Source organism: Anaerotruncus sp. AF02-27 (assembly GCF_003465835.1).
In the GTDB taxonomy this organism is placed as follows: Bacteria; Bacillota; Clostridia; order Oscillospirales; family Ruminococcaceae; genus Anaerotruncus; species Anaerotruncus rubiinfantis.
This window is the reverse complement of record NZ_QSBX01000008.1, coordinates 1-18,448: the sequence shown is the minus strand read 5'-3', so window position 1 is coordinate 18,448 and position 18,448 is coordinate 1. Positions and strand designations below refer to the sequence as shown.

Here is an 18,448-nt window from a genome sequence, read left to right as displayed (position 1 = left end):
TTGGTTTTGGGTGTATTCTGAAGTCACAGAAAAGAAGGGAATGTGATGTGCATGCTGGCAGAGGAACGCTTCGCCCAGATACTGGAACTGGTTGCGCAGAAACGCACCGTGAGCGTGCAGGAGCTCACAAAGCTTCTCGATACCTCCGAATCCACCATCCGGCGGGATCTCAACCTACTTGATGAACGTGGCCTGCTGGTCAAGGTGTTTGGCGGTGCGACCGCGCCCGACGCGCTCTATAATACCCGCGACGACACGGTGGAAACCCGTGCGGATCAGAACCGCGAAGAAAAAATCCGCATAGCGCGCTATGCGGCGTCACTTTTACAAAAGGGAGATTTTGTTTTCTTCGATGCGGGCACCACCACCGGGCTGATGATCGATTTCATAACCGAAAAGGATATCGTTTTCGTTACCGACGGCCTTTCCCACGCCAAAAAGCTCGCGCAGAAGGGCTGCACAACATTCATGCTCTGCGGAGAGCTCAAAGCTTCGACCGACGCGGTGGTTGGAGGGCAAACGCTGCGGGAACTCGAACGTTACAATTTCACCAAAGGTTTTTTTGGCACAAATGGAGTCCATCTGCAAAACGGCTTCAGCACGCCGGACACGAACGAGGCGCTCGTAAAGGAAAAGGCGATACAGCGCTGCAAGCAGCGGTACGTCCTTTCCGATCCATCTAAGTTCAACCGCATTTCCCCGGTCACCTTTGCGCCTTTTTCCTGCGCGACGGTTATCACAACCCGGCTGCAGGATGAACGCTATAGAAAATATACGAATATCCGGGAGGTGGATGCCGAATGATTTATACCATCACCTTCAATCCATCGCTCGATTACTTTGTGCGGGTTCCACAGCTCCGCCTTGGGCTGGTCAACCGCGCCGAGCATGAAGCGCTTTACCCCGGCGGAAAAGGCGTCAACGTTTCGATCGTCCTTTCTCATCTTGGCATTGAGAGCCGGACGCTGGGGTTTAAAGCGGGCTTCACCGGGCAGAAGATCGACGAAATGCTTCGGTCCTGTGGCTGCAAGACCGATTTTATCCAGTTGCCGGACGGTGCTTCCCGTATCAATGTGAAACTCGAATCCGACCAGGAGACCGACATCAATGGCCAGGGGCCCCGCATTTTGCCGGAAGCGATCGATGCGCTGATGGAAAAGCTCGATGTCATGCGCCGCGGAGACATCCTCGTGCTGGCGGGAAGTATTCCGAACACACTGCCGGAAGATATCTACCAGAAGATCTTGGCGCGACTTTCCAGGCGGCAGATTCTCGCGGTGGTGGACGCAACCGGGAAGCTTTTGCAGAACGTGCTGGAATACCGACCGTTTCTTATTAAGCCGAATCATCATGAACTGGGCGAGCTGTTCGGCGTACAGATCTCGGATGCGGACGTGGTCGCTGTATACGCAGAAAAGCTGCAGGCGCGCGGCGCGCGCAATGTGCTCGTCTCGATGGGCGGCGGCGGCGCGGTTCTGCTGGATGAAACCGGCAGGGTTCATAAAAGCGCCGCGCCCAAAGGCGAGGTGCGCGGCGCGGTTGGCGCGGGCGACTCGATGGTGGCGGGGTTTTTGGCCGGCTACCTGCGCGCCGGCGACTATGAAAAGGCATTTAAACTGGGACTTGCCGCGGGGAGCGCTTCGGCCTTTTCCGAATGGCTGGCCACGGGCGAAGAGATACGAAAGCTGTTGGATAACGGGTTCTAAGGAGGAACGGAAGCTATGAGGATCACAGATCTGCTCAGGGAAAACGGCATCGAACTTTGCGGCAAAGCCGCCAATAAACAGGAAGCTGTGGAACAGATGGTTGCGCTGATGGGAAAAACCGGCTGCGTCAGCGACTTGGAAACCTATAAAAAAGCAGTTTTCCGACGTGAGGAGGAGGGCACAACCGGAATCGGGGAAGGCGTGGCCATCCCGCATGCCAAGACCGGGGCGGTAAAGACGCCGGGCCTTGCTGCAATGGTGCTGCCGAATGGGGTGGATTACGATTCGCTCGACGGCGAGCCCGCTTACCTCATCTTTTTGATCGCGGCGCCGGACACCGAGGAGAATATCCACCTCGACGTGCTCGGAAGGCTTTCAGTCCTGCTGATGGACGACGATTTCCGTAAAAATCTGATCCATGCGAAATCGGTGAGGGAATTCCTTTCGCTTATCGACGCGGCGGAAGCCGAAAAGTTCGACGAGCCGAAAGAAGAATCCCCCAAACCGGCGGGAAGCTACCGCGTGCTCGCGGTGACCGCCTGCCCGACCGGCATTGCCCACACCTACATGGCGGCGGAGAGCCTTGAAAAGACCGCGCAGGAGATGGGAATCTCAATCAAGGTCGAAACGGATGGATCGGGCGGCGCAAAGAATGTACTGACCGATGGGGAGATCGCCTCCTGTGAATGTATTATCGTCGCGGCGGACAAAAACGTGCCGATGGCGCGTTTTAATGGCCGCCCAGTCATTGTCACCAAAGTCGCCAACGGCATCAACAAGGCGCGTGAACTGCTTGAGGAAGCGACCAGCGGCAGGGTCCCGCCCTACCACACCGACGAGAAGAACGAGGCTTCCGCATACGGCGGCGAACAGGAGAGCTTTGGCCGCCAGATCTATAAACATCTGATGAACGGCGTTTCCCACATGCTGCCGTTCGTCATCGGCGGCGGCATCCTGATCGCGCTGGCGTTTCTTTTCGACAGCATCCTCGCCCCGAACGGTGACCCGAACAATTTCGGCATGAATTCTCCGCTTGCGGCTTTCCTCAAAACGGTCGGCGGTATCGCTTTTAACTTCATGCTGCCGATTCTCGCAGGCTTTATCGCACTGAGCATCGGAGACCGCCCCGCGCTGGCGGTTGGCTTTGTCGGCGGCGCGATCGCTGTCGCGGGCGGATCGGGATTTCTGGGTGCGCTGCTCGCGGGCTTTATCGCGGGCTATCTCATCGCCGGTATGCGCAGGCTGTTCGATAAGTTGCCGGCGAGCATGGAAGGACTCAAGCCGATCCTGCTTTACCCGGTGTTCGGCATCCTCATCATGGGTGCAATCTGCACCTACCTCATCAACCCGCCGGTTTCGGCGCTTAACCTTTGGATGAGCAATTCGCTTGAAAATATGGGGCAGGCCAGTGGGCTATTGCTGGGCGCGGTGCTCGCCGGGATGATGGCGGTTGATATGGGCGGCCCGTTCAACAAAGCCGCCTACGTCTTTGGCACCGCGTCGCTGCTGGACGCGGCGGGCAACTCGGTCACCTCCCCGGTTATGGCGGCGGTCATGATCGGCGGCATGGTCCCGCCGATCGCCATCGCGCTCTGCACCACCTTTTTCAAAAGCCGCTTCACCGCGAAGGAGCGCCAGTCGGGCCTGACAAACTATATCATGGGCCTTTCGTTCATCACCGAAGGCGCGATCCCGTTCGCGGCTTCCGACCCGCTGCGGGTCATCCCGGCCTGTGCGGTCGGTTCAGCTGTGGCTGGCGGACTTTCCATGCTTTTCGGCTGCGCGCTGCCCGCGCCGCACGGCGGTATTTTCGTTTTCGCGGTTGTGGAGAACTGGCCGATGTACCTGCTTTCACTGGCCATCGGCGTGGCCATAGGGTGCCTGCTGCTGGCGGTACTGAAAAAACCGCTTCCCGCACAGGGATAATCGTGGTAAGATCAAATCAGCAAAAGATAGAAAAGGAGAGACGTATCATGAAAACATTCACCTATACCATCACCGATCCTGAAGGCATCCACGCGCGTCCCGCTGGACTGCTTGTGAAGGAGGCCGGAAAGTTCCAGTCGGCGGTCACGCTGAAAAAAGACGGCAAATCTGGCGATGCGAAACGCATCTTCGCAGTGATGGGCTTGGTTGCCAAAAAAGGCGATACGCTGACTGTGGAAGTGAGCGGTGCGGACGAGGAAACCGCGGCACAGGCGATTCAGGCGTTTTTACAGGAGAACCTGTAAAATTTCGCTGCGCGCATAGGGAGGTGCAGAGAGATGGTCACATTAAATGGAAAAAGCGTATGCGGAGGCGTTGCCATTGGCAAGGTTGCATTTTACCGGCGGTGCGGCAGCGGCGTGGTCAAACGGTACCATGTACAGGACGCCGCCGCCGAGCGCGCCCGCTTTGAGCAGGCGAAGGCGAAGGCTGGCGCGCAGCTCCAGGCGCTTTATGAGAAGGCGCTCGGGGAGGTGGGTGAAGCGAATGCCGCCATTTTTGAGATTCACCAGATGATGCTGGAGGATCAGGACTACTGCGACTCCATCGCCAATATCATTGACACCCAACAGGTGAATGCCGAATACGCGGTTGCGCAGACGGCGAATAATTTCGCGCAGATGTTCGCCGCGATGGACGACGCCTATATGCAGGCCCGCGCCGCCGATGTGCGCGATATTTCCGAACGGCTGATGGCAATCCTTGCCAATGTCGAACGCTCCGCCTTTTCTGCTGGCGGACCGGTCCTGGTAGCGGCCGAGGATCTCGCGCCGAGTGAAACGATCCAGATGGACAAATCGAAGGTGTTGGGGTTTCTGACGGCGCAGGGTTCGGCCAATTCCCACACTGCCATCCTCGCACGCACAATGAATATCCCAGCCGTTGTGGATATCGGGGAAATGCTTACGGAGGAATATGACGGCAAGATGGCCGTCGTGGACGGATTCACTGGTGTGGTCTATATCGACCCGGACGGAGAAACCCTTGCCGTAATGCGCCAAAAACAGGCGCGGGAAGCGGAGCGCCGCCAACTGCTTTTGGAGTTGCGTGGACAGGAGAACGTCACCCTGGATGGGCAGAAAGTGAACCTCTATGCAAACATCGGGAACGTTTCTGACTTGGCGCTTGTGCTCCAGAACGACGCGGGTGGAATTGGGCTGTTCCGCAGTGAGTTTCTCTATCTGGAGAACGAAACGTTTCCTACCGAGGAGCAGCAGTTTACGGTTTACCGTCAGGTGGCGGAAACAATGGGAGGCCGCCGGGTGATCATCCGGACACTTGACATCGGCGCGGACAAAAAAATCGGGTATTTTGGTCTCCCGGAAGAGGAAAATACCGCCATGGGTTACCGCGCGATCCGTATTTGCCTGTCCCGTCCGGACATTTTTAAAACCCAGCTGCGTGCCATCTGCCGCGCCTCCGCCTATGGGAAGGTTGCAATGATGTTCCCAATGATCACCTCGGTCGAAGAAGTACGGGAGGCCAAAGCGCTTGTGGAGGAAGTAAAGGCACAGCTGCGTGCGGCGGGCGTGCCGTTTGATGAGGCGATGGAGATGGGTATTATGATTGAAACTCCGGCCGCGGCGCTCATAAGCGATCTGCTTGCACAGGAGGTCGATTTCTTCAGCATTGGCACCAACGACCTCACCCAGTACGCGCTGGCGATTGACCGGCAGAATCAGCGGCTTGAGCGGTTCTACAATCCGCATCATAGAGCGGTTCTGCGGATGATCCGCTTTGCGGCCGAAAGCGCGCACGCCGCGGGCAAATGGATTGGTATCTGCGGGGAACTGGGCGCGGACCCAGCGCTTACAAAGACCTTCCTGGCGATGGGAATAGACGAATTGTCGGTTTCCCCGGGCGCGATCCTCGGCCTGCGCAAACTGATCCGGGAGACCGATCTTTCAAAAGATCGGGAAGCGGCGCTTCGTCTGGTGTGAAGGAATACCGGGCGCATTCCCTTAAACTTTACAAAAAGTTCTAAAATTCCTCAAACCTTTTTCAGAGTTCTATAGTACACTGAATACAGTAAGTGAGGTACCTTCTTCGTTTACTTTCTATTTCTCCTCCAATATTTCATCTCTCTCCAACCAAAAAGCGGACTTCTTTGTGAAGCCCGCTTTTTGTGCGCAATGATTCCTTGAAAAAACGAATTTCGAGAGGCGATCAATGTCTTGATGAGATGCGCCTGATCGGATTGCCGCTGTAAGCTGAGATCGCTTAAAGCATACCGAACCGGCGGGCGGCAAGCAGCAGAAAGAGCAGCCCGGCAAGATTCGCCGCAGTGAAAAAGGCGAGATACCGGAATGGCCGGGCACCTGCGGACTTCCGATAGAGCTGAAAGGAGATGAGGCTTGCGAGCGACGCGATGAGTGTGCCGAGTCCGCCGATATTGGTCCCAACGAGCAGCCCGCGCCAATCATCGGTAAAACCGGACAGCAGTACAGCGGCCGGCACATTGCTGATTGCCTGACTTGCCAGGATCGATGTGGCGGCTGCGCTTTTTGTGAGGATTCCGGCTAGGAACTCCCGCACCGCGCCGATCCGGCCGATATTCCCCGCAAAGACAAAGAAACAGGCGAATGTCATGAGCAGGCCATAGTCGGCGCGGCGGAAAAGCCCGCGTGCAAAAAAGCCGAGCGCGAGCAGTACGATGAGCAGCAGCAGGCCGTAATGCAGCAGATGGAAAACAGAGAGCAGGCAGAGTGCGAAAAGTCCACAGAAAAGCGCGAGCCTGCCGGGAGAGCGGATGGTTTGCCGCGCGGGGAAGTGTACTTCGATGATTTCACCGTTGACAGCGAGCGCGGCGGCAGCGAGCGCGACGAGGCTTAATAGGGTGAGCGGCGCCATGGCCGCAAAAAAGCCGGACGCCGGGATCGAAAACTTCGCATAGAGGAACAGGTTCTGTGGATTGCCGACCGGCGTGGCCATGCTGCCAAGATTGGCTGCGATGGTCTGAAGCGCGACGATCCGAATGAGGTATTCGGTGCGGTCGATCATCGTGAGCACCAGGATAGCAAAGGGGACGAAGGTGATGAGCGCTACGTCGTTGGTGATGAGCATCGAAGAGAAAAATGGAAGCGTCACCAGCACGAACGAAAGCATCCGGAACCGTTTGCGTCCGGAGAGAAGTTTCTGTGCGAGGACAATGAAAAGTCCACATTCCTGGAACCCCGCAACCACTTCCATCAAGCAAAAGAGCAGGCAGAGAACCCGCAGGTCTATGTATCCCATGTACTGTGCGTCGGGCGGTATAAACAGCATGGAAATTGCCGCGCAGAGAAAGGCGGCCACCAGAACAGTTTCATTTTGAAAGAAAATTAGGCACTTTTTAACAAAACTTTTGCGCATAAGATCGCTTCCTATTGTGAAAAAATTGAATAGCTGTTATAATAAAATCGTGATAACCGGGAGCTGCCTGTAGAGGCAGGACGGTACCGGGTGGATTCCCTGCACAGCCCGGCGCAGCGGAAAGCTGCCGGGCCCGCAAAATGGTTGCGGCTGTGCCATGTTTGGACCATAGGGATTTTATCACAAAAAAGTGAAGGGAGCAACGGCTATGGATGAAGTCTTAAAATTTTTAACGAGAAATCCCATCTTTTTCTTTACAACAATGGATGGTGATCAGCCGCGTGTCCGTCCGTTCGGTGCGGTGACCAAATATGAGGGAAAACTCTATTTCATCACAAGCAACCAGAAGGAAGTCTATAGACAGCTCAAGATAAATCCCAAGGTGGAGATCTGCGGTATCGATCAGAATGAAAATTGGCTGCGTATTTCGGGCAAAGCGGTTATGGATACCCGTCCGGAAACGGTTGGACACATGCTGGAAGAAATGCCGTCGCTGAAAAACATCTATAGTGTGGACGATGGAATTGCCGAGGTGTTCTATCTCACGGATGCGGAGGCCCGTTTCTGCACAATGGGGAAAGAGCCGCGCGTCGTCAAGCTTTAAGGATTCAGAAGAATAAACGCCTGCCGCGATTCGGCGGGCGTTTTGTGGTTTTGGCAGCTTTTTGTATACTGCAATGTCCTTATAGACGCAAAAAAGCCCGCGTTTTGCGGGCTTTTTTGCAATCAAAATTGGGAGATCGGTGGCTTACATGGAAAAGATTTTTTTGAGGTAAGCGATGGAGGTGTCGTAAACCTCCTGCTTCCATTTGAGCGAAGAATACTGGTGATTTGAACCCTCTACAATGTGAAGTTCCATCTGGTCGCCATAGATATCCTGGAACTGATACGCACAGTCAATCGGGATGACTTCATCCTCGGAGCCATGGATCAGCAGGATGGAATTTTTGTAGCCAGCCGCGCCCGCCGGGATGTCGAGCTTGCGCACATCTTCGAGATAAGCTTTCGAGAGCTTCATGCCGCCGATGTCATAGCCAAGCCCGTCGTCAGTCGGTCCCACCAGGGTGCGCGCACGAAAGCTCGCCTGATAATACATGCTGTAAGCGGGCGCCCAGATGACGGCTCCTTTCGGCTGTACCTTCGGCAAAATCTGGGTGACCACAAGGCCGCCCATGCTGTGTCCGGTTGGGATCACCTGGTCGGGGATCGCGAAGTCCTGTTCACAGGTCCAGCGATAAATCGCTTCAGCGTCCTCGATTTCAGAGGAAGTGGTCATCTCGGAGAAATCACCGTCGCTCTCGCCGCAGCCGTAAAAATCGAACCGCACGCAGGCCATTCCATTTTTCACGCATTCGCGGGCAAAGAGCTCGTGCAGGCGCATCATACCCACCTTATCCACTGTGAAACCATGGTAAAAAATCACGGTGGGGAAACGGCCGCCGCCCTCCGGCGCGCGCACGCAGCCGCGCAGCAGCTTCTTGCCGACTTGCAGTTCAACGCTTCTGTACATTACTTGTTCTCTCCCTTGAAAATTGGCTGCAGGTTACAGCCGGTAAAGTTCAGTGCCGTTTTCAGTGAACATCTTATGGATCAGTGAGAACGCCTCCCGTTTGCTCAGAAAATCGTTCTGCACCTTGTCCGCCAGCACATCGGCCGCGCAGGAGAACGCCATATCGAGATGTCCGCCGATCAGTTCGGGAAACTTGACATCCGATCCGAAGCCCAAGATCCGATGTCCGGGCACAAGATCGATGTATTCGCTGAGTACCTCACGGGACATCGCCATGCTGATAACATAGGTCCAAGCCATGTCCGCATAGGTGTTGAGGAAGAGCTTGCAGAGCACGCCAGCCTCATGGATAAAGGGGATTCCGGCATGGAAAATGTCGAAGCGGACGTCCGGATAAGCCGAAAGCAGCGGGATGAGGTGCAGGGGATTGGCGTGCCGGACGTCGGCCCAGCAGTGCTGGATGCCGGTATGGATCTGGAAGAGCATGTCGCGTTCGCGGCACATTTCTCCCATATAGAAAATCAGGTGATCCTGGAACTGCTTGATCTCATCCGCGCTGAGTGTTTCGCCGCGCAGCGCCCGGTCAAAGAGTCCCGCCGCAACGCTTTCCTCCACCGGCTGGGAATCCAGCGTGCGGAAGTATGCGTGCGCCAGCTTGAGACCGATAGCCCCGCTTGCGATATACTGGTCAAACAGGCGGTCGAGCGCAACCTTCAGAGAATGCAGGTCATGGATATTCGTGCCGGTGTGCGCCGCAAGTTGCTCCACCATCGGAATCCGGTAACAGAAGAGCGCATACTCCATGCGCAGGACACCGGTGAAATACCTGCGGTCCCATTTGTCCTGCCACTTGGCGGCACGGATCTGCTCGTCGGTCGCACTGACCAGCTCAGCCGTGAACCAATCGTCGAACCAGGGGATGTTGCGGACCTGCGTCTTGATTTTTGCCTGACGGGTCGCGGCTTCATACCAGTTGGGATCGGCGGTCTTGCGGCGAATGGAGTCGTTGAGCGCTTTCCAGTTTTCGTCGGTCACATCGTCGTCGGTGAAATCAAAATATTTTTTGAATGCGACAATATTGTGCCGCCAATAAGTGATGTTCTGCCCCTTATAGAGAGCAGTGCGCAGGCGTTCCCATTTTTCCTCATCGGTGGAGCAGCCGTGATAGGGGTCTTTGCCCAGCAGCCCCACGATATCCCGTTCAAAATAGCTGTTCAGCGAGAATAGGTCATATGGGCCTTCCGCGTAATAGCGATCCGGGAAGCGGGTGTGGGAATGGGTATCGACAACTTCGCATTCCCGCATCGCCGCAAGGAATTCCTGCCGCAGAGATTCATCAGAACGCATGGATAAAGCCTCCCGAACAAAAGTTAACAGAAATTCATTAAGCGATCATACCGAACAGCCTTGGAATGAAGAGTACCAAGTCTGGACAGAAAATCATGATAGCCAGCGCCGCCAACAGAATCGCTATCTGAGGCAAGGCCTCCGGCAAAGTTTCCTCCAGTTCGCAGCCCGCGATTCTCTGCGCGATGAACAGGTCGGGTCCGAGCGGCGGGGTAACCATACCGATGCAGAGGTTGACGACCATGATAACGCCGACGTAGATGTCGTTGTAACCGACCGAGGTCAGCAGCGGGACGCAGAACGGGGCAAACAGGATGATGCAGGAGTTGGTATCGATAAACATACCGGCGATCAGCAGGATCACGTTGATGATCAGCATGATGACCAGCGGAGATCGTGTGAAGGAAAGCACCGCATTCGAAACGGTTTCCGGGATTTTACCAAGGGTAAGCAGACGGCCGAAGGTGCTTGCGCCGCCGAACAGGATCATGATGGTCGCGGAGGTGATTGCCGCCTCCACCAGCGCTTCTTTATAAAGCTTCCAGTTCAGGGTGTGGTAAGCGAATTTGCCGACCAGCAGCGAGTAGATAACACCGATAACCGCGGATTCGGTTGGGGTGAACAGACCGGCATAGATACCGCCGAGGACGAGGATCGGCATGAGCAGCGCCCAGATAGCGCTCTTCATGATCTTCATTTTCTCGCCCCAGCCCTTGGCGATGACCTCGCCGCGGTAGCCGCGTTTGTGGGAAACGAGCTTGTTCCAGAGGATCAGCGCGCCGCCCATCATGAAGCCCGGCAGGAAGCCTGCGGTGAACATGGTGGTGACCGAGACGCCGATCGTGACGCCGTATGTAATCATCGGGATGGAAGGCGGAATAACCGGTCCAATGGTGGAAGCGGAACCGATCAGCGCGCCGCAGTATTTGCCTTCATAACCCTGTTTCATCATCGCAGGGATCATGATGCCGCCGATCGCAGCCGCAGTCGCAGGGCCGGAACCAGAAATCGCAGCGAACAACATCGAAGCGATAACGGCAGCAGCGCCAAGTCCGCCCGGAGAGTCGCCGGTGAGCGCTTTCGCAACGTCAACCAGCTTGTCCGCGATTGAAGTTTTCTCCATCAGGGATCCAACCAGCATGAAGAACGGAATCGCCATCAGCGGGAAGGAGTCCATGCTCGAAACCATGGCCTGGGTGAGCATATCGCCCATACCGGGGAAATAGAATGCAAAAGTTACAACGGTACTGATTGCCAGGGAAACAAAGATCGGAACGGTAAAAAACAGACAGAGGAACAGGGTTCCCATCAGAAGTCCTACCATTAGTTGCTCCCTCCCTCTACTGCTTCATTTTTTGCTTGTTTATAGGTCCGGTATCTGGTCTGAATGATACGGGCGGGCAGACCGATCATGCCGGCCACAGCGGGAACATAAAGGATCCACGCGGGCAGCCACTGCATCGAAGCAAAGGTCTGGCCTTTTTCAACGACGGTCTGAATGATGAACAGCATCTTGTAAGCGATAAACAGACCAAAGCCCATGGTGATGAGGTCGCCGATCAGCAGGAAGATCTTGCTGACCTTTTCGCCTGCGAACATGGTGACAGCGGTCACGCGAAGATGCGCGCCGGTGGCACCTGCCCAGCTCACGCCGGCGAAGCTGATCCAGATGAACATAATACGGCTCGCCTGCTCAGCCCAGGACGGCGTATATCCGAAAATATAACGGGAAAAAACGGTGAAACCGATGATTGCAACCATGCAGGTAAAGAGCACGATGATAACCGATTTCTCTATTTTGTCATACCAAGGGATTTTTTTCTCTTCCATATAGACCTCCATTATTGCCGCCGAGGAATGCGGCCGAATTCGAAGATAGCCCCTTCTAAGAAACGCCCCAAGGAAAGGTTTACGGGGGAGTCCGGGAGTCCCCGGACTCCCCCGTGGATGTTGTCCTGTTACAGACGGAAAGAATTACAGATTAATACTTCGCGTTGATCTCTTCGACCTTGGCAATGACGTCTTCGCCGATCTTCGGGCCAAATTCGTCGTAAACCGGCTGCGCGGCGGTACGGAACTCAGCGCGCTCTTCATCGGTCAGCTCAACAATCTGCGTTTTGCCGCCGGCGAGGATCTCCGCTTTGATCTCTTCGTCCATTTCCATTGCGATCTGGCGCTCCCAGTCGATCGCCTCTTTGGCGCATTCGGAGATGATGGTCTTCTGGTCGTCGCTCAGTTTTTCCCAGGTCTTTTCGGACATCAGGAACGGGCAGGGATCGTAGATGTGGCCGGTTTCGATGATGTACTTCTGAACTTCGTCAAAACGGGACATCTTGATGTTGGAGTACGGGTTCTCCTGCGCGTCGATGGTCTTCTGCTGCAGAGCGGTGTAAACCTCGGAGAACGCCATCGGGACTGCGGACGCGCCCAACGAATTGAAGTGCGCGATGTGCATCGGGCTGTCCATAACGCGGATCTTCAGGCCCTTCATGTCAGCCGGCTTATGAACTTCGTTGTTGCAGGTGACATGGCGCCAGCTCTGGGTCAGCCAGCCAAGGTTTACGAAGCCGGCGGGGAGCAGGTCCGCGTCGATCTTCTGGCCGATTTCGCCGTCCATGACTTCCCAGGCCGCTTTTTCAGATTTAAAGAGGTAGGGCAGGTCGAACAGCGCGGTCTTGTCGGTGAAAGCCGAGAGGAAAGCAGTGGACGGGGCCGCCATGTCGAGGGTGCCCATCTGGAGCTGCTCGCACATTTCACGGTTGCCGCCGAGCGCGGAGTTCGGATAGATCTCAACGACGATGCCGCCGTTGGACTTCTGAGCAACCAGCTCTGCGAAATGATCCAGACCTCTGTCGATGTTGGTGCCGTCGGCAACAACGTGTCCGATTCTCAGGGTGATGGCGTCAGCAGCAGGGGCAGGGGTGTCCGCAGGAGCCGAGGCGTCTCCAGCTGCGGAGGCCGCGGGTGCGGCGCTCGAGGACGGAGCGGAAACGGTTGGCGGAGTGCCGCAGGCCGCCAGACACATCGCGGCTACCAGTGCGAGAGCCATTACAGATAAGATTCTCTTTTTCATGTTTTGCATCCTTTCTGTTGCTGATTCTTCAAATACAGCGTTTGATATTTGGTGTGGAGAACAAAAGGTTCCGTCACACCGGGGAACTATTTTTAAAGGCCACCAGAGCCAATAAAACATAATAATAACAATTTGGGATAAAAAGTGGCATCCAACGGAAAACCTATCATAATAACTTACAATATGATAACATTTTTGAATGAAATTTGATATATTATGTATAATTAAGAAAGTCTAACAGATTTGTTACAGGTACTAATCAAGCCAAATGTTTTTGTGCAAATTATGTACCAAAAGCCGGATTCAAATTCCGCTGTCGCTTTCATAAAATACGATCGCGATATAAAAGAGGGAGGAGTCTTCAAGGTTGCGCGGGTCGTACCCGGTGCGTTCCCGCAGCTTATTCAGTCGGTATTGCAGGGTGTTCTTGTGCAGAAAAAGCTTTTGGGCGGTCTGTCCGATCGAGCCGTTGCAGGAAAAAAAGGTGGAGAGCAGGCTGACCCACTGATCGATTTCCTCATCGGAACAGCCGCGAAAAACCTTGTGGATAAACTCCTGCCTGGATTTTTCAGGGATGTCGTTGACAAACAGCTCCATACCGATATCATCATAGAAGGTGACTTCTCCGTGGCCGGTCGAATGCCGCGATCCCCACAGCGCCTTTTCCGCACGGCGGTAGCCGTCGCGCACCTGCTCGGCGCTGGTGCACAGGCTGTCCGCCCCCACCTTCAGATGCACGCCGCAGGAGGTGAAAACTTCCCTGCGGATCAGTGAAACCAACTCAAGAATCCGTTCATCCGGCCGGTCGGTCACAAGCCAGACAAATTTTGAACCGTTGATCAGAGAGAGGTTTTGGGGGTCCTCCTGCAGGATCTTTTCGATGACGCGCTCGATCGAATCAATGACTGCCTGGCTGACGACATAATTGCTTTCCCGCTGGTTTGCGGAAGCCGAAGCCACCAGGACCCTGCGGGCACGGGAGATGTCGATGTCCATGGTGAGGCCAAGATTGAAAAACTCCTGATTGATCTTGTGCGCTTCACCGAATACCCACTCCTGTACAAAACGGTTGCGGGTGTTGCGCGCGCGGCTTTTCTGTTCTTTGAGATAGTCGTCCAGCAGCAGGATTTCCGTCATCTTTTTGATGATCCGGCCGTATGGCTCCACCTCGTCGCAGTCACCAGTGACGCCGATGACACCCACTGTTTCGCCTTCGATTTCGAGCGGCAGATTGATGCCCCTGCGGGTGCCCTCGTATTCTTCGTCGTGGTAGATCTTCAGCACGGGAAGCTTTTCGGAGAGCAGCTTCTGTGTCGCTCCGTGAAAAGTTCCAATGCGCGAAGGGGTTGTGCCTGCGATGATATGAGCGCTTGCATCGACAACATTGATGTCCTGATGGATGATGCTTTCCAGCTCGGTCACGATTTTCATCGCCGTTGCTCTGGATATTTTCATCTTTGCTCCTCCAGCTGCCGGGCAGCCTGTGGTTTTATTCGCGGATAATGTTCGAGATGCCCTCCGGAATCACGGTGATCTTCGCGCCGCTGCGTCCAAGCAGCTGGTCCGCTTTTTGAAGCGCTTCTTCGATCGACGCCGCCGGGGTCATATGCAGCCCGCGGACGGTTTGGGGGTCAAGGCTGCTGACAAAGACAACTTTGCATTTCATCAGCACGCGGGCAAAAATCTGCGACTGCCACTGGTCGACGATCGTTTCGTCCTGGGGAATGGCGAGGAACTGCTCCATCAGCTTCTCGGCGGAGGGGTTCTCCGCGAAGGTTTTGTAGAACGAATCCCCGCCGATGCCGTCCTCGCACTTGGCGACCATGATGATGACCCCGCCCTGGTTGCAGGTCGCTTCAGCCGCGGTCATTCCCTTGACCGCCTGGTAGGCGTTCTGGTCGAGCGGATAGCCGTTGTTGGTGGTGATGACAATGTCGGCGGGGCAAGCCGGCGCGCGGCAGAGATCGCCCACGAAGTTTGCGCCCGCCAGATGCGCCTTGTCACAGTCGCCGGCAAAGGCGCCGATGACCTGCTGTTTCGAATTGATAACCACATTTACAATGAAAGCAAGCTTCGCCTCTTTCGCGGCAAAGATCATGTCCCGATGGATCGGATTGCCCTCGAGGATGCCGGTGCGCGCGTGCGGGTCCGCGATGAAAGCGGAACAGTGATTCGCATGCACCGTCTGCCGTGAAGCGATGCCTGGCAGGACGCTTTTGCGTCCGCCCGAAAAGCCCGCGAAGAAATGCGGCTCAATGAATCCTTCGGCCACCAGCAGATCAGCTTCGAGAGCCATTTTATTGACAATGAGTTTTCCGCCGGAAGGCAGAACCGCGATCTCGCGCATCATGCTTTCATCGGCGCAGTCGTGCACCACGATCTTTTCCCGCTCAATAATCTCGTCGCCGAATTTGGCGGCGAGTTCTTCGCGGGTGGTTCCGCGGTGGCAGCCGGTGGCGATCAGGATGGTGATGTCGGCCTGCGGATTCCCGGCGCGGATTTCCGAAAGCATGAGCGGCATGATGATCTTGCTCGGCACTGGGCGGGTGTGATCGCTCGCGATGATGACAACCTTTTGTTTACCGCGCGCGAGTTCACGCAGGGATTTTGTACCGATCGGGTTTTGCATGGCCTCACGTACGATTTCATACTCGTCCTTGCCGGGCTGGAAGGAATCCAGCCGGCTGTGGATCACCGTTTGAATGCGCTCGTCCGGGATTTGCGCGGTAAGTTTGCCTTTTCCATATGGCAGTTCAATTTGCATAATATTCACATCCAATCTTATAGATCAATGGTTCAGTCCTGCGGCAGATTTGCAATTGCATCGGCCACTTCCCGCAGCCGCGCCGGGATATCGATCCCCTGGGGGCAGCGCGGGACGCAGCTTTTGCAGTCCACGCATGCGGATGCTTTCTGCCGTTCGGTCAGGTAACCGTAGGTGCGCTCGAAAGCGAGCTGCTGATGGAAGATGCAGTACTGGTTATAGATAGCAAAGACCTTTGGGATATCGACCCCTGCCGGGCAGTCCATGCAATACCGGCAGCCGGTACAGGGGATGGTCCCGGCGGACAGGTAAGCAGTGCAGACCCGCTCGAGCAGTTCCCGGTCCGCTTCGGTGAGCGGAGAGGGGGCCGACATGGTTTGGATATTTTCCTTTACCTGAGCAAAATCGGACATGCCGCTGAGGACAGTGAGCACGCCCGGGAAGGAAGCGGCGAACCGCAGCGCCCAGGAAGCCGGGCTCTGTTCGGGGTTCGCTTCGTGCAAAAGCTTCAGCGCCGGTTCGCTCAGGGAGGCCAGCGCGCCGCCGCGCACAGGTTCCATTACAATGACCGGGATCGAACGGCTTTCGAGAATCTCATATTGGCGTTTCGCGTTTTGCAGTTCCCAGTCGAGGTAGTTTAACTGGATCTGCGCGAAATCCCACGCATATTTGTCCGCGACCTGTTCGAGCACCTTTGGTACGTCGTGAAACGAAAAGCCGAGATACCGGATCTGCCCGGCCCGCTTTTTTTCCAGCAGCTTCTGGTAGATGCGGCAGTTTTCCTCACGTTCAAAATATTCAGCGACGAAATTGTGGATGAGATAGAAATCGAAATGATCCACCCGGCAGCGTTCGAGCTGCTGGTTGAAGATGCGGTCCACATCCTCCGCGCAGTTGATGTCCCAGGTCGGCAGCTTGCTTGCAAGGAAAAAGCTGTCCCGCGGGTGCTTCGAGAGCGCTTCGCCCAGGAAGGGTTCGGACATTCCCTGATGATATGGCCAGGCGGTGTCGAAATAATTGATCCCCTGGGCGATTGCGTAGTCGATCATCTCCTGCGCGGCTTTCGCGTCGATGTCCTGTCTGTCCTCGTAAAGGCGCGGAAGGCGCATACATCCAAAGCCCAGCAGGGAGACCTGTGTTCCATCCGGCATACGCCGGTAAGATACGCCGCCCATCATCGGAACTCTGCGGCCTTGTAAATCCGAAGGTCGCATCTGCTTTTATCTTTGAGCTCGCCAAGCTGCGGGACGATCCGGGTGAAATGCTCGGATGCGTTGTGACGGTCGATGGCGGCCTGATCCCTCCATTTTTCAATGAAGGTCAGGACGTTTTCGTCCCGGGTGTCTTCGTAAAGGAGATATTCGAGATTGCCGTCCTCGGCCTGGCTTTTTTCCTGCAGCTCCCGTGCGAGCTTGAGATATTCCGCCTTCCTGCCTTCGAGGACACAATTCTTTGACACAATTACTAACACATGAAGTCCCTCCTGTTGCTGTCGCGGCATTTCAATTATATTAATCATAACAGATTTGTCCTCAATTTTCAATGACAAGCAGGCGCGTGCGGATAAGGAAAAGCTTCCCACGCGTCTTCTTACAGGAGGACGCGTGGGAAGGCATTCGGTCAAACCGACCGTACATATTTTCGGATGAGATTATTGGCTTTGGTCTGGCTGACGCCGAGGTATTCGGCCAGCTTGCGGGAGGAACCGCATTTCTGATAGGCGTCGCAGACCAGGTAGGACTCGTAAGTCGCAAGCTTTTCCTCAAACGTGCCCTCATCACCGCCGGGCGCGGGCATGTCGCCGGTGTCGACGATGCCGAACATGTTTTTGGGCAGATGGGTGACGTCGATGAGCAGGCTGTCGATGGTGACCACCAGCCGTTCGATCAGATGCCGTAATTCGCGGACATTGCCCTTCCATTCATATTCGGTCAGCACCTTGAGGGCGCTTTCGCTGAGCTGGCGGGTCACTCCGTATTTGGTGCAGAAATGGTTGAGGTAATAGAGAATCAGCGGCTCAATATCCCTGCGGCGCTTGCGCAGCGGAGGAATGTAGATTTCCACCACGTTGAGCCGGTAATAGAGATCCTCCCGGAACTGCCCCATCTCGACCATGTTCCGAAGGTTCTTGTTGGTTGCGGCAATCATCCGGACGTCCACCTTGACCGGCCTGCGTCCGCCGACCGGGATGAATTCCTTGTCCTGGATGACGTGCAGCAGCTTTGCCTGTGCTGAAAGGGAGAGTTCCGAAACTTCATCGAGCAGCAGAGTGCCGGTGTCGGCTGCCTCCAGAAGGCCCTTTTTGCCGCCCGACTGCGCGCCGGTGAAAGCGCCGCTCACATAGCCAAACAGCTCGCTTTCCAGAAGGTCCGCTGGGATGCTGGCGCAGTTGAGGCTGATGAACGGTTTTTCCCGGCGCGGGCTGATCGAATGCATATAGCGGGCAATCATTGTCTTGCCGGTGCCGGATTCGCCGGTGAGGATGCAGGTGACGTCCACCCCGGAAACCTTTTCCGCCAGAGAGAGAGCCTTTTTCATTTCGTCGCTTTCGGCGACCGGGACAAATTTGGTGTCGAGCTTATATTCCTTGGAGATGTAGTGGGGATTATAAAGGTCGATGTCGTTGACCTGATCCCGTACGTTCATCACGACGAGACGGTATGTTTATTGTCCAAACTTCAAAGCAAGGAACATATCGAGATCGAAGTGAC

At 55.5% G+C, this 18,448-nt stretch carries 17 protein-coding genes; 6 read left to right on the top strand and 11 right to left on the bottom strand.

Going from position 1 to position 18,448, the window contains the following annotated elements; translation table 11 throughout:
* The first annotated feature begins 45 nt into the window (after positions 1–45).
* The 5 genes from DWV16_RS08185 to ptsP are packed head-to-tail and all read left to right on the top strand — an operon-like array spanning position 46 to position 5,632.
* On the top strand, positions 46–804 hold the full coding sequence (locus DWV16_RS08185) for a DeoR/GlpR family DNA-binding transcription regulator (RefSeq protein ID WP_341423445.1): 759 nt from the start codon (positions 46–48) through the stop codon (positions 802–804).
* A complete protein-coding gene (gene pfkB, locus DWV16_RS08180; protein ID WP_118478657.1) occupies positions 801–1,706 on the top strand; it encodes a 1-phosphofructokinase in 906 nt (301 codons plus the stop codon). Before DWV16_RS08185 ends, pfkB begins: the two co-directional genes overlap by 4 nt.
* Positions 1,707–1,721: 15 nt before the next feature.
* Positions 1,722–3,632 (top strand): fructose-specific PTS transporter subunit EIIC, encoded by a 1,911-nt coding sequence (locus tag DWV16_RS08175; RefSeq protein WP_118478655.1) that lies wholly within the window; start codon positions 1,722–1,724, stop codon positions 3,630–3,632.
* A gap of 47 nt (positions 3,633–3,679) precedes the next feature.
* Positions 3,680–3,937: an HPr family phosphocarrier protein gene (locus tag DWV16_RS08170; protein WP_066458685.1), complete on the top strand. Its 258-nt coding sequence runs from the start codon at positions 3,680–3,682 to the stop codon at positions 3,935–3,937.
* A gap of 33 nt (positions 3,938–3,970) precedes the next feature.
* Entirely contained in the window at positions 3,971–5,632 is a 1,662-nt protein-coding gene (gene ptsP, locus DWV16_RS08165) for a phosphoenolpyruvate--protein phosphotransferase (protein WP_118478653.1), read from the top strand.
* 280 nt (positions 5,633–5,912) lie between these two features.
* Here the strand turns inward: ptsP and DWV16_RS08160 are convergent, their stop codons facing one another.
* The gene (locus DWV16_RS08160; RefSeq protein WP_066458689.1) at positions 5,913–7,043 is read right to left on the bottom strand and encodes an SLC13 family permease; all 1,131 of its coding nucleotides are present in this window, start codon (positions 7,041–7,043) and stop codon (positions 5,913–5,915) included.
* 208 nt (positions 7,044–7,251) lie between these two features.
* Between DWV16_RS08160 and DWV16_RS08155 the strand changes: the two genes are divergently transcribed.
* A complete protein-coding gene (locus DWV16_RS08155) occupies positions 7,252–7,647 on the top strand; it encodes a pyridoxamine 5'-phosphate oxidase family protein (RefSeq protein ID WP_066458690.1) in 396 nt (131 codons plus the stop codon).
* Positions 7,648–7,791: 144 nt separating this feature from the next.
* Here DWV16_RS08155 and DWV16_RS08150 read toward each other — a convergent pair whose 3' ends face one another.
* The 10 genes from DWV16_RS08150 to DWV16_RS08105 all read right to left on the bottom strand — a co-directional run bounded on the left by DWV16_RS08150 (position 7,792) and on the right by DWV16_RS08105 (position 18,383).
* A complete protein-coding gene (locus DWV16_RS08150) occupies positions 7,792–8,553 on the bottom strand; it encodes a S9 family peptidase (RefSeq protein WP_118478651.1) in 762 nt (253 codons plus the stop codon).
* 33 nt (positions 8,554–8,586) lie between these two features.
* A complete protein-coding gene (locus DWV16_RS08145; RefSeq protein ID WP_118478649.1) occupies positions 8,587–9,900 on the bottom strand; it encodes an amidohydrolase family protein in 1,314 nt (437 codons plus the stop codon).
* 37 nt (positions 9,901–9,937) lie between these two features.
* On the bottom strand, positions 9,938–11,224 hold the full coding sequence (locus tag DWV16_RS08140) for a TRAP transporter large permease (protein WP_066458692.1): 1,287 nt from the start codon (positions 11,222–11,224) through the stop codon (positions 9,938–9,940).
* Positions 11,224–11,730, bottom strand: coding sequence for a TRAP transporter small permease (locus DWV16_RS08135; protein WP_158572821.1), 507 nt, complete (start codon positions 11,728–11,730; stop codon positions 11,224–11,226). The genes DWV16_RS08140 and DWV16_RS08135 overlap by 1 nt, the downstream gene beginning before the upstream one ends.
* 151 nt (positions 11,731–11,881) lie before the next feature.
* A complete protein-coding gene (locus tag DWV16_RS08130) occupies positions 11,882–12,973 on the bottom strand; it encodes a TRAP transporter substrate-binding protein (RefSeq protein WP_243007292.1) in 1,092 nt (363 codons plus the stop codon).
* A gap of 303 nt (positions 12,974–13,276) precedes the next feature.
* Positions 13,277–14,428, bottom strand: coding sequence for a sugar diacid recognition domain-containing protein (locus DWV16_RS08125; RefSeq protein WP_118478643.1), 1,152 nt, complete (start codon positions 14,426–14,428; stop codon positions 13,277–13,279).
* A 34-nt stretch (positions 14,429–14,462) separates the two neighbouring features.
* A complete protein-coding gene (gene larA / locus DWV16_RS08120; RefSeq protein ID WP_118478777.1) occupies positions 14,463–15,740 on the bottom strand; it encodes a nickel-dependent lactate racemase in 1,278 nt (425 codons plus the stop codon).
* Positions 15,741–15,769: 29 nt separating this feature from the next.
* The gene (locus tag DWV16_RS08115; protein ID WP_243007291.1) at positions 15,770–16,912 is read right to left on the bottom strand and encodes an aldo/keto reductase; all 1,143 of its coding nucleotides are present in this window, start codon (positions 16,910–16,912) and stop codon (positions 15,770–15,772) included.
* Complete coding sequence (locus tag DWV16_RS08110) at positions 16,912–17,208, bottom strand: putative quinol monooxygenase (protein ID WP_066458705.1); 297 nt, start codon at positions 17,206–17,208, stop codon at positions 16,912–16,914. Before DWV16_RS08110 ends, DWV16_RS08115 begins: the two co-directional genes overlap by 1 nt.
* Before the next feature lie 149 nt (positions 17,209–17,357).
* Positions 17,358–18,383 carry a sigma-54-dependent Fis family transcriptional regulator gene (locus DWV16_RS08105; protein ID WP_118478641.1) on the bottom strand — a complete coding sequence of 342 codons (1,026 nt, stop codon included), beginning with the start codon at positions 18,381–18,383 and terminating at the stop codon, positions 17,358–17,360.
* Between the last annotated feature and the right edge of the window lie 65 nt (positions 18,384–18,448).